The organism is Sorangium sp. So ce693, from assembly GCF_051521375.1.
GTDB lineage: Bacteria > Myxococcota_A > Polyangia > Polyangiales > Polyangiaceae > Sorangium > Sorangium atrum.
In genome coordinates, this window is record NZ_CP150347.1 from 2,249,461 (window position 1) to 2,261,510 (window position 12,050).

A 12,050-nucleotide genomic window follows, 5' to 3' on the forward strand; every position below is an offset into this window, starting at 1 on the left:
GCCGACGATCGACGATATCGAACATCGCGCGACACCGCAAGGTGCCCTGCTCCCGGGCGCCGGAGCCCCGGCAGCCCCGCCGGCGAGCCAAGCGATGTTCGTGAGCTCGACGTTCGGCCGCGTCCGGCCATCGGCTGTCCGGGGCGTTCGCTCGTTGGTCCGCACGCCCGAGAGCGGCGCTGTCGCAGATCGCCCCCTGACGCGGCGGCGCTCAGCGCGAGGGGCGGATCACCGACATGAGCGCGCTCCGCATCGTGCTGTAGGTCTTCGCGTCGGCCGGCGCCGCGTCCACAGCCGTCATGGCCCTGGCCACCGCGGGCTGGATGCCGCATATCCGGCTCTCGGCGCCGAGCAGCGCCACGGCGCGGGTGATCTTCGATCCGTCATGAGGATACCAGCCTCGCAGGCTTCGTGTGGAGCGTCAACCGGACAGCTACGCTCGTCGAACCTCACTTGGGCTCGTCGCGCTTCCGGAACCACTTGGCGAGGTAGCGCTCTCCGACGTCGATGAAGGCTTCGCGCATCATGGCCTCGTAGACGATGGCTTCGAGGATCCCAGGGCGCGGGGAGGGGGTCTGCTGCTGGATGAGCCCGGCCGGGACCCGCCGCGCGCTCTTGTGGCTCATGAGCAGCGGCTCCGCGTCTCCGGGCAGGATGAACTCTGCTTTGAAGAAGAACTTGAGCCCCATGATGATGATCTGCGGCTTCTTGCTGGCATGGGCGATCCCGGACGGCTCGACGCGATAGCTCACCACGAGGGAGGGGGAGGTCACCGAGAGCTGCTCCTCTGCGGAGCCCTCGAAGGGCGGGCCCGGCTCGAAGGTGACGAGCTCCGGCTGGAACCCCCGCGCGAGCCCCTCCGCCAGGGCCGTCGCGGTCCGCTTCTCCTGGGGATCGAGGCGGGTCGCGTCCACGTAGCGCGAGGGCAGGGACGCACCGCCGCTGAACATCGGGATCTTCCGGACGATATCGTCGGCGCGCTCCAGGTCCTGCGACGGAAGCCGCCGGAAGCGGACCTGGACGGCAGGGCCGCGGAGGCCCTGCGGCGTGCTCCTGGGCCCCACGCGCTCCGCGTAGGCGAGGAGCCGCCGCGCGAAATCCGCGTTCTGCTCGCTCCCTTCGGGCATCTCGCTCTTGTACCGATCGAGCGCGCGCACATAGAGCGTGTGCCTGGCGTCATTGAAGGCCTTGTCCAGGCCGTGCTTCGGATAGCGCTCCGCGAACGCCAGCAGCGCCGCGAGCGTCCCCACCTCCCGCGCCCGCTCGAGCTCCGCGGCGAGCGCGGCGCGGCGGGCCGCGGCGACCTCGGCCTGGATGCCCGTCGTCGGGTAGGCGCGGATGAAGTCGTCGATGGCCTCCACCGAGCCTCTCGCCGCCGCGAGGCGCAGCTCGGCCCGCGGCAGCAGCACCTGCGAGACGGCGTCCCCGTGGCCGCGGCCGCGCGTGAGGTAGCTCTGGTACGCGGCCACGTCGTCGCGCTCCCGCGCCGCGGCGTACATCCGAGCGTCGCTCATCCGGTTGCGGAGGACGAAGAGCCCCAGGCCGAGGGCCACGCCGACCGCGGCCGCGAGGAGCCATGCATAGCTGTGCCACCCAGGGACCTCGCGCGAGAGCGGGATGGGCGACGCGAACGGGCTCTCGATGGCAGGCGGCTCGAACGGATCGAGCCGGCGCAGCTCCGCGGGGTCGGGCTTCGCTTTCATGCGGCTGCACGCCGCCTCGACCTCCCGGATCACGTCGCCCGAGCGCGACGGGTCCTCGAGGGGAAAGGCGTGCTGCGTGCCGCCGAACGTGAGGACCACGGCGCCGCGAGGTGTCGCCGCGACGCGCGAGAGCTCCGCGAGCGAGAAGACCCGGAGCCTGTGGTCGCGCGCGTCGACCAGGTTCGCGGGGAAGACGAAGAGGCCGGGCGTGAACGGCAGCGTGATGAGGTCGGCGTTGTAGGCGAGCGCCCGGAGCACGCCGATGACGGTGGTCGCGGCGAGCAGCACGTACGCGGCGGCCGCCGCCGTCGGGTGGAGCGCGAGAGCGCTGTTGACGTCGCCGAAGCCGGCCGCACAGAGCGCCGCCAGGAGGAGGCCCGCCGCCGCGCTGACCGCGAGCCAAGCCACGATGGTGTGCCGAGTCCCGAACCGGCTGACGATCGGCGCCGGCGCGAACCGCCCGCGGAACGCCTCGATCACGCCGTCCTGAATGGCACGCGGAAGCTTGTAGAAATTGATCTCGTTCATCGCGCTGCTCCCACCCGGCGCCGGAGCCTGGCGCCCTTCCACGCCTCGACCTGCCGATCGACCCTAATGCATTTCGCGCCGAGCTCCGAGACCGGAGATGGCCACTCCTTGCAGCAGGAGTGTGCAGCAATGCATCGACTTCTGCTCCTCTGGCACTTGTGCAGTCTCGTCGGCGCGGGCGCTGCGTCGGCGACGAGCCACGGGAGGGAGGCTGGAGCGCGCCGGGGCTGGCGGCTCCGGCGCCGCCGCTCCCGGGAGCGGCGCGCCGGGCCGCCGCGGCGCCGGCTGGTGCACCTTCGATGGCAGGAACGCCTCTTGCCGCAGCTCATGGCGGAGCCTCGCCGCCGGGTCGCGGGCGGAGCGCCACCGCGCCGTGCGCCGTGAGTGTCATGTTGCAAATTCGCAGATCCGATCGGCATGGGTATGCGTTCCTGACGCCAGCGCCCATGGGTATCTTCTCTGCCATGAAGATCGCGATTCTGGGGCCTGGCGCCATCGGGAGCACGTTTGCGTGGCATCTGTCGCGGGCTGGGCACGACGTCACGGTCGTGGCTCGCGGCGCGCGCCTCCGCTGGCTCGAGGAGGAGCGGGCCATCGTGCGAGGCGACGGCGAACGCGCAGGCGTGACGGTCGCCTCCTCGCTCGACGCCGCCACGCCGTGGGACCTCGTGCTCGTCACGGTGCTCTCACCGCAGGTCGCGGCCGTGCTGCCGGCCCTGCGCGCGAGCGCGGCGCGGCGCGTGATGTTCATGTTCAACACCTTCGAGCGGCTGGAGCCGCTGCGCGACGCCGTCGGGGCCGAGCGATTCCGCTTCGGGTTCCCGGGCGGCGTGTTCACGCTCCTCATCGACGGTCGGATTCACCCGCAGGTGCGGGCGGGCACCACGGTCGACGACGCCGACGTGGCGGAGCTGTTCAACGCGGCCGGCGTCCCCACGGTCGTCGAGCGCGACATGCAGAGCTGGCTTCGCAGCCACGCGGCGATGGTCGCGCCGCTGATGTCCATCGGCGTGATCGTCCATGCCCGCGGCGCGGGCGTGACGTGGGAGGAAGCCGCGACCCACGCGCGTGCCTTCGCGGCCGGATTCGAGATCGTGCGCGCCCACGGCAACGCCATCCTCCCGACGGCCATCGGCGTGTCGGCGAGGCTCCCCCGCGTCGTCGTGACGGCGCTGCTCTGGATGATGAGCCGCACGAAGATGTCGAGCGATCTCGGCAGGCTCGGGGCCGCGGAGCCCCGGATGCTCATCGACATGATGAACACGGCCGCTCCCCAGCTCGCGGCCCCGCTCCTGGCCATCCGGCCGTAGCGTCCAGCTCAGCCGAGCTGCCGGCGCGTCTCCGCTTCGATCTCCTTCACCACCACCCGGACTCGCGGCGTCCTCCTCGCGTCGCGATGAAAGGCGAGGAAGACGTCCACGTGCGGAGGCGACGCCTCCAGATCGAGCTGCACGAGGCCGGGAAACGTCCTGCCCTGCATCTCGCTGAGCAGGCCGATGCCCATCCCTTCCAGCACCGCTTGTTCGATGGCGATCGCGGAGTTCGAGCGGAACACGAAGCGGCTCGCGCCGTACTCGCGGAGCCACACCTGATGGGGCAGGCGATCGAGCGAGTTGTCGAAGCCGACCCATTCATGCAGCCCGGCCAGGTCGCGCGGGAGCTTCGCGCCCGGGAGCCTCCGGTCGACGTAGGCGCGCGACGCGAACAGCCCGGTGCTCGCTCGCCCGAGGAACTTGGAGACGATCGACGGCGACGTGGAGCGGACGATCCGGATGCCCACGTCGGCCTCTCCGCGCGCGAGATCGGCGACGCGCGACTCCGAGATGAGCTCGACGGCCAGCGCGGCGTGCTTGGCGCGCAGCCGCGCGAGCGCCGGCACGATGGGACGGATGAAGCCTTCGGGCAGCGACACGCGCACCGTGCCCGAGACCGCTGCGTCGCCCCCGTCGCGGACGAGCGATGCGAGCCCGAGCTCGAGCTCCTCGGCGAGCGCCACCAGCCGGAGCGCGTGAGCGTCGAGCCGCGTACCATCGTTGGCGCGATGTACGATGGGGCGTCCGAGCGTGCGCTCGAGCGCCTCGACGCGGCGAGCGACGGTCGAAGGCGCGACGCCGAGCGCCTTGCCGGCGGCGAGGAAGCTCTTGTCCCGGTGGACCGCGAGCAAGATGCGGAGGTCGTCCCACGAGGGGGTCCTGGTCTTCATCTTCGCAAAACGACCCTCGCACGAGTCGCGGCGGCCGTCATCGTCGGCTGCACCTCAGGTCAGCGGCGGGAGGAGACATTCACCGCGACCGTCGCCTCCCGCTCGCGCACACGAACGCGGAGGGGGCGCCGGTGCGCCCACGAGCAGGCCATCTTCAGGATGGCGATCTTGACCCGGCGCGGGGCGCGTCGTCAGCGGGCACCAACAAGCCGTTGACGGCTGCATGGCAGATCAGAAGTAGTGAGCGCGCATATCGTCGAGCAGGCCCGGCTGCTCCGGCTTCCAGCCGAGTAGCTCACGGGTCGCCTCGCTCGATGTCCGGTTATCGAGCCCGACGACCATCGACATCCATCCGAAGTGAGCGCCTGCCTCCGCGGCCGGCACGCTCTTTGTCGGCGCACCGGTGCCTTTGCTGATCGCCTCCGCGATCGCGCGCATCGTGATGCCTTCCTCGGCGGTGCCGTGCAACACGGATCCCGGCGGTGCGCTCTCGACGGCAAGCCGGTACAACCGCGCCGCGTCGTCGCGATGCACCGCGGGCCAGTGATGGATGCCATCGTCGACGTAACCAGCGGCTTTCTTCTCGCGCGCGATGTCGATCAGCATTGCGATGAAGCCCTTGTCGCCGGCGCCGTGCACCGTCGGAGCCAGCCGGATGACACTGCCGCGCACTCCACGCTTCGCAGCATCGACCACGAGACGTTCGGCCTGCAACCGGACCGAGAGCGGCGAGCTCGCCGGCGACTCGTCCGCCTCGAACGCGACCTTGCCGGGCTTCGAAACCACCAGCGTGCCGTTCGTGCCGACAAACGCCTTGTTCGTGCCCGCCATCGCGTCGAGCATCGCGCGGATCGCGTCGCGATCGATCTGGTTCATCCTCGGGAAGTCCGAGAAGTCCATGTGGAACGCCAGGTGGATCGTCGCATCGGTCGCGCGGACGCCCTCGACGAGGCCTCTCGGGTCCCTGATGTCGCCGCGGTAAACCTCCACGCCCTGCGCCTTCAACTTGTCGGCGCCCGCATCGCTGTGCGCCATGCCGAGGACGCTGTGGCCGGCCCCACGGAGCTCCTTCAGCACCGCCGTACCGATCCAGCCCGTCGCGCCGGTGACGAACACTCGCATTGACTTGGTCATGTGAGGACCGTACGCTCGGATTGCTCGTCCGAAAAGACGGGTCCCCATACTGGTATGGCGACTACCACCCTCCCCACGTTCCTGCGCGACCGCCGCGAGCGCGTCCATCCCGGAACGACCGCGCGCCGACGCACCCCCGGGTTGCGCCGCGAGGAGGTCGCCGCCCGCGCCGGCGTGAGCGTCACCTGGTACACGTGGCTCGAACAAGGTCGCGGCGGCGTGCCGTCGGACGACGTGCTCGAGCGCCTCGCCCGCGCCCTCGAGCTCGACGACACGAACCGCGAGATGCTGTTCCTGCTCGCGCACGACCGTCCGCCGCCGCGCAAGCGCGCGCCGCCCGTGGCGGTCACGCCGTCGCTCCAGCTCGTGCTCGACAACCTCTCCGTCCCCGCCTTCGTGAAGACGCCGACGTTCCAGATCGTCGCGTGGAATCGCGCGGCGGTCGCGGTGATCGGCGATTACGCGGCGGTACCGGAGCGCGACCGCAACTTGCTGCGCCGGGTCTTCCAGCCGGGGTCAGAAGACAAGGTGCACGACGTCGACGACGTTCGCCGTACCTGTCTCGCGTCGTTTCGCGTCGACATCGCGCGCGCCGGCCAATCCGACGAGGCGACGGCGCTGATCGACGAATTGATGGCGACGAGCCCCGACTTTCGCCGCCTGTGGGACGAAGGTGAGATCCGGTCGCACGGCGGGTTCCAGAAGCGGCTCGTCCGTCCCGATGTCGGCGAGATCGTGCTCGAGTCGTCGGTGTTCCACGTCGAAGGCAGCGACGGCCTCTCGATGTTCGTGTTCTCACCCGCGAATGAGGCAAGCGCGCGCGCCATCGCGCAGCTGGTTCAACGGTCCGGAGCCTGATCGAGGAGCCGCGCGAGCAGATCGCTCAAGCGCTCGTGGCATAATTCGTCAATGGCGGTGCAAACGTCGGCGCCCGTGACGATGTGAACTCGAGCCGTGCGGCTTCGCCAGCCCTCACCCCAGGGCATCGCCCGGGCATATACTGGGTGGCGGAGGTTCGGTCATGCCGGTGCGTAGCAGGCGGGTTTGGTACTGGGCGCCCATAACGGCGGCAGGGCTCGTCGCAGCAGGAGGCCCATTGGCTTGCGGGAGGGTGCTTGTTGCCGATCCTGGCATCGCGGGCGACAGGGAAGGGGGAACCTCCTCCGAGGTCGACGGTTCCGTGGGGGCCGGGAACGAGGCGACAGGAGGTGGAGTTGGGGGAGCTGGCGCGGGCGGGACCACGGGCAACGGCTCCGGCACGGGTGGCCTGTTCGGGTCGACCGGGGCGAGCGACGGCGGCGCGGGAACGAACGCGGGCGGCATGGACGCGGGCAGCACGAGCGGCGGGGCTCCGGATGGAACCGGCGGGAGCGCGGGGGCGCCCGCGGAGCTGGACTGCGCCACGGCGCGGCCGAGCTCGAGCTCGCTCGATTTGAAGTACCAGGTCGATGTCGACGACTTGCCGCTCATCTCGGAAATCCACGGGGACCTCGTGCTCAGCGAAGGGGTGAATCGGCTGCACCGCCTTGGCTGTCTACGGCACGTCACGGGCACGGTCACCATCCGGTACACGCGTAACCTCCCCACGCTCGAGGGGCTCGAGCGGCTCGAGTCCATCGCGGCGGCTTTGACGATCCAGAACAACGATACGCTCGCGAGCATGACGGGGCTTCATGGCCTGAAGGTCGTGGATGGCCCATTGAGCATCCGTTCGAACCTCCGCCTCGCTGACCTGGGCGGACTCGAGAATCTGACGGCGGCGCGCTCTGGCATCTAGATCGAGAACAACCCCGTCCTGGCGAGCCTCGCCGGGCTCCGCAACCTGACAGGCACGGGCGCGGTGGCGCTCAAGTCCAACCCGGCCCTCAGGAACTTGCAGGGCCTCGAAGGCGTGAGTCAGCTCGCCAACCTCCTCGTCATCGGCAACGCGAAGCTCGAGAGCCTCGAGGGGCTCTCGGCGCTCGAGACGGTCTACCAAGATCTCACCATCGGGAGCAACGCCGTGCTCACTTCCATCGATGGACTCTCTGCGCTCCGGGCGATCGATCAAAATCTCATTATCTCGAACAACCCGGAGCTCACCAGCCTCGATGGACTTTCTTCGCTCGAGCGGATCCACTACGGTCTCGAGATCACGACGAACCCGAAGCTCCCCACCTGTGAAGCGGAAGAGCTCCGTGAGCGGACCGGCGTTCCACAAGCGTCCGTGATCAACAACGACGACTCGGCGACGTGCCCCTGACCCGGGGCGTAGCGCGCCGTAGCGCGCGCGGCTGCGCAGCTGTTCGGGCGCTCGCTCAACGCGCCTGGTCAGCGAAGGACACCGCCGCCCCGCCTACCTGCAAGGGGGAAACAATTTCTACACGCAGAAATAATCATGAATGGTTTCGAAATGTTGTCTTCTGTGCCCGGTAGCTGGGCGGCAAGCGCGGGGAGGCCGGGCGGAGCTGTACGGGACCATGGGCGCGCGCGCCCGTGCCGGTGCTGACTGTCGCGGGTCGTCAAGGGCGCGGCTTCGGATCGCTGCGCTTGGGGCACGCGCTCGGGGCTGTGGTCGTTCACCATCCAGCAGCTCGACATGGAGGAACTCGGCGCGGCCGCCGTCGAGCACATGGCGCCGGAGCCGATCGGCGCGGCCCCTCGCCGCAGCGCGGGCGTCGGGCCGGGGGGCCGCTCCACGCCTAGCCGACGTCGAGCTCCCCGGGCACGAACTCGGGGCCGCCATCGTCCACCTAGAACGCCGAACATGTTGAAAATCGTCTAATTTCGACATGTTATGCAGCCTCCCGGATCAGCCGCTGGGCCGCCTCAAGATTCTGGATGGCTGCGGTGCGCCGGAGGTCGAACAGATTTCTCCTGGCGCCGATGTAGCGCGCGCAGTGTCCTTTCCGCGCCGCGATATGGGCGAGCGCATGCTCCACAGCTGTCCGCTGCCGGAGCACGGCGCGTCCTGGCCCGGTCTGCTGCAACTTCCGGAACTTGCCCCGCAGAGCTTCATCCTCGGCGATGGACACGGTCCGCCCTCGCCCCGAGGCAGCTTGCGTGCACTTGGCTCGGAGGGGGCACGCGCCACACTCCTCAGGGTCAAACTCGACAGTATCGCCCGGTTCGAACACCTCGATCTGTCCCGCTGGACACGTGATTGTCTTGGCGCGCAGGTTGATCTTGAAGTCGCGCTTGCTGAATAGATCGGGGCTGCGAGCCCGCTGGCCCCAAGGCTTCGAGAACACCTGGCCGCCAGCGCGGATCACGTCGTCAACGACGGGACTGTGGACGTAGGCGCGATCGATGTGCAGCTCGACGAGGCGCAGCCGCTGATGCTGGACGTCCTCGGCGATCGGCGCGGCACCCTCTTCTTCGGGCCGATTCGCTGGCGTGACCGCGCAGGCGACAATAACGGGAAGGTCAAGGTCGCGTGCGATGTGCTCCTTGTAGCCGTCGAAGCGCTTCGAGCGGCTCTTGCGACCGTGGCGCATCTCGGCGTCTTCAATGGAGACACGGCGGTCAGGTGCAACGCCTTGCCGGATGCGAACGGTCCCATCCTCGGCTGTTTCCAGGTCCTGGTCTCGAACCTGTGTGACCGCCTCCAGATAGGTGCGAAGCGGCTGCTCGACGACGTCGTCCAGGTGGCGGTCGACCCACTGCTGCAGCGACGAGACCTGCCGCTCCAGGATCTGAATCGCTGCCGCCTTCTGTTTCGGGTCGCTCCAGTCCAGGTCGAGCCCGGCCTTGATGCTGGGAGCCAGAAGCAGCGGGATACCCGCCTTGCGGCAGATCTCCTCGGGCGGACGCTCCGTGATCTTCGACACGACGCGGACTATGTTGCGTGCAGCATGGCCGAGCAGGTTGATCGTGTCCTCAACCCGCCCGGCCCCCGCTAAAGGGCGGCTATCGATCGCCACGCGCAGCGCCTTGGACACCGCACGCCTCTCGCCCTCCGTCATCGCGCCGGACCGAACAAGCGCCACGGTCCTCTCCAGCAGCATCCGGTCCATCTCGTGCGCGACCATCCTCTCTCGGAACGCCTGCAGGGCGCCCTGCGAGAACGGGGGCGTCGCCGCACCCAGGCACCCGAGCACCATCTGCCAGCGCAGGTCGACGACGGACAACTCCACCGCCTCGGCATCCGATGCGCCGACGTAGCCTTGGAGCAGCGTGACCATGCACATCAGCGCCGGTGGATGCGGCGGCTCGCCTGCCCCCGTCGTCCGGTACATGCCCTCCAGCTGCTCCTGGAACGTCTCATCGAACAGCTCGTGCCGGTGCTGCCTGAGAAAGCCGAACAGTGCTCTCACGCGCGTCAGCCGCTTCATCAGCGCCTGCTCTTGCCGCGACAGCTCCACGGGCGGCGACCATCGTTCCATCCGTGCACCTCCGGACGCGGACGAGATCATGGCCCGACGAGACCGTCGAGCCTTCCATCGAAGCGACCAGAATTATCACAAAATCAACCTGATCGGTCCTCTAGGCATGCTCGGGGAGAGTTTGCAGATGTCGAAGCGGACGTCGGTCAACTCGGCTAGTTCCGCGTGTCAGAAATCCCGCCAAAAAAAGATGGAGGTAGCTCGCGCCTGCTCTAAACGTGGATTTCGCGCCCAGGGGGGCACGAGCGAGCCGAAGGCGCCGTGCGAGCGGCGCTCGGCCAAGCGCGTGCGGTTTAAACTACAATTGGCTGACGCCCAGAGCGTCACGAAGGCGCACGCCCCCCTTACCCCCCACGATCATTTCGGCTGGTTTCATTTTCAATTGAGCCAGCGGGCGAGCTGCGAGCACGTCGGCACGTGCAGGGTCGTGCCCCGACCCGACCGGGCCAACCTTCCCGGAACGAGGATCAGCGCGCGGCGCAGCCACGGCGTTCGCCAGCTCGCCAGGTGCGGAACGTGCTCCAGCACATAGCGGCGCATCAGGTTGGCCGTCAGCAGCTTCAGCAGCAGCGCGGCATGATTGGCGTTGAAGCAGTGGCTCGGCACGCGACCGCATCCCCACCCGTGCTTGAGCTCGCCAATGAGCGGCTCGATGCCCGCGCGCAGGTCATACCGCGCCGCGACGTCTTCCGGCGCTTCGACCGGCTCGTTGGTCAAAAAGACCTGCACCGTGTAGTCGAGCCCCTCCCAAAGGTTGATCTGCTTGCCATTCTCCCGGTCGCGTGTGCGTACGGCGATGACGCGGACCCCATCGGGCCAATCGCGGCGCCGGAAGAGCACCTCGGTCACCTGCCGTCGAGGACGACCGTCGGCATCTCGGTCGATGGTCCGCCATCCGGTGGCGTACGCGATCCTGCCCACCAGATCGGGGCTCATCCGCGCCTTGGTCAGGAAAAAGCATCCCTTCGCAGCAACGGCGTGCATCAAGGCGCTGCAATCCCCAGCGCCATCGATCCGTACGTAGATGGCTGCACTCGGAGCTGCGGCGCGCGCGCGATCAATGCACTTCTCGACGAAGGGCACATCGGCTTCGCCGAAGCTCGTGTCGCCCGGTCGCAGCTTGGCCCCGACGATGGCGTCAACCTCGGCGATCCGCGCCAGGATCGGATGATAGCTCGGCCGGCCGTGGTAGCGCGGGTTCGGGCCCGGCCGCGCCCCCTCCTGCATTCCGAAGAGCGGCTCCACGGTGGTGTCGACGTCGATATGCACGAATCGGTGCTTTCGGCGAGCAACCAGGGCAAGCCCGTGATCGACGACCATGCTGTGCAGCGCCTCGAGCGCATCGTCGTCGAAGCGGCACAGGTCCCGGTAGACGGTGTCGATGCTCGGGACGACCCCGCCGGCGAGGCGTACGAAGAGCGGATCGACGGCGAGCGCCTCGATGCCGAAGACGCGCTCCTCGCCGGCGAGCGCGCCGTCCATCAGCAGGCGCATCTGCGCGGCCATCGGGTAGATAACCGAGCGACCCGACTTCAGCCGGAAGAACCTGCGGCTCAAGGCCGCGTCGACGCCAAGCTCCCGGATGAAGGCGCCGAATGGGGCAAGCCCTGCGATGCCCGTCAGATTCTTCTCCGTGGGCGCGATGTGAATCATGGCAGGGTTTGGCCGCCGGATTCGCTCCTGGTGCCGCCCGTCGCCTTTCCTCTTGAACCCGAGTTCGCGCCGGCGCACCTTGGAGGTGCTCGGCGTGTGCCTTCGTTTGGTCATAGCAACCCGGACGGGTCGCCACGCCGAGCCTTTCTTTCAAGGCGTTCCTTTTACAGCGCCGGATTTCTCACGCCCCGGATCGGATTTCTGGGCGCGAAATCCACGCTAAATCGGCAACTGCGCCGTTGAAGTGAATTGCTCACCGATGGACACAATATTGGATCCAATACCACCACCTGACTTCCGAAAGTGGTATATGAATCTGTCAATTCAGGCACGTGTCGGAGCTGTAACTTGCGGCTCCAGCGTCCGAGCAGATCAGCCATAACAACGGCAAGTCCGACGTTGCGTTCACAGTTCGCACCAATGGTCGCAGGGACCCGACTCTGCGGGATCAGACTTCCTTGATGA

General features: G+C 68.3%; 10 protein-coding genes. 4 read left to right on the top strand and 6 right to left on the bottom strand.

The window, feature by feature from the left end; translation table 11 throughout:
- Nucleotides 1-211: 211 nt before the first annotated feature.
- Nucleotides 212-361 (bottom strand): hypothetical protein, encoded by a 150-nt coding sequence (locus tag WMF14_RS08570; RefSeq protein ID WP_437799926.1) that lies wholly within the window; start codon nucleotides 359-361, stop codon nucleotides 212-214.
- Nucleotides 362-449: 88 nt separating this feature from the next.
- Nucleotides 450-2,231 (bottom strand): hypothetical protein, encoded by a 1,782-nt coding sequence (locus WMF14_RS08575; RefSeq protein WP_437799928.1) that lies wholly within the window; start codon nucleotides 2,229-2,231, stop codon nucleotides 450-452.
- 464 nt (nucleotides 2,232-2,695) lie between these two features.
- Here WMF14_RS08575 and WMF14_RS08580 point away from each other — a divergent pair, with 464 nt between their 5' ends.
- Nucleotides 2,696-3,541, top strand: coding sequence for a ketopantoate reductase family protein (locus tag WMF14_RS08580; protein ID WP_437799930.1), 846 nt, complete (start codon nucleotides 2,696-2,698; stop codon nucleotides 3,539-3,541).
- 8 nt (nucleotides 3,542-3,549) lie between these two features.
- Here WMF14_RS08580 and WMF14_RS08585 read toward each other — a convergent pair whose 3' ends face one another.
- Complete coding sequence (locus tag WMF14_RS08585) at nucleotides 3,550-4,434, bottom strand: LysR family transcriptional regulator (protein ID WP_437799932.1); 885 nt, start codon at nucleotides 4,432-4,434, stop codon at nucleotides 3,550-3,552.
- Between the two features lie 231 nt (nucleotides 4,435-4,665).
- Entirely contained in the window at nucleotides 4,666-5,568 is a 903-nt protein-coding gene (locus WMF14_RS08590; protein ID WP_437799934.1) for an SDR family oxidoreductase, read from the bottom strand.
- Between the two features lie 54 nt (nucleotides 5,569-5,622).
- Between WMF14_RS08590 and WMF14_RS08595 the strand changes: the two genes are divergently transcribed.
- From WMF14_RS08595 to WMF14_RS08605, 3 genes are all read left to right on the top strand, one after another.
- A complete protein-coding gene (locus WMF14_RS08595) occupies nucleotides 5,623-6,426 on the top strand; it encodes a helix-turn-helix transcriptional regulator (RefSeq protein ID WP_437799936.1) in 804 nt (267 codons plus the stop codon).
- Nucleotides 6,427-6,679: 253 nt separating this feature from the next.
- Entirely contained in the window at nucleotides 6,680-7,345 is a 666-nt protein-coding gene (locus tag WMF14_RS08600; protein WP_437799938.1) for a hypothetical protein, read from the top strand.
- Between the two features lie 63 nt (nucleotides 7,346-7,408).
- Nucleotides 7,409-7,810: a hypothetical protein gene (locus WMF14_RS08605; protein WP_437799940.1), complete on the top strand. Its 402-nt coding sequence runs from the start codon at nucleotides 7,409-7,411 to the stop codon at nucleotides 7,808-7,810.
- 532 nt (nucleotides 7,811-8,342) lie between these two features.
- On the opposite strand, the gene WMF14_RS08610 is transcribed toward WMF14_RS08605, so the two are convergent.
- Both WMF14_RS08610 and WMF14_RS08615 read right to left on the bottom strand, forming a co-directional pair.
- The gene (locus WMF14_RS08610) at nucleotides 8,343-9,932 is read right to left on the bottom strand and encodes an IS1182 family transposase (RefSeq protein WP_437799942.1); all 1,590 of its coding nucleotides are present in this window, start codon (nucleotides 9,930-9,932) and stop codon (nucleotides 8,343-8,345) included.
- A 378-nt stretch (nucleotides 9,933-10,310) separates the two neighbouring features.
- Nucleotides 10,311-11,699, bottom strand: coding sequence for an IS1380 family transposase (locus WMF14_RS08615; RefSeq protein ID WP_437789980.1), 1,389 nt, complete (start codon nucleotides 11,697-11,699; stop codon nucleotides 10,311-10,313).
- Nucleotides 11,700-12,050 lie beyond the last annotated feature (351 nt).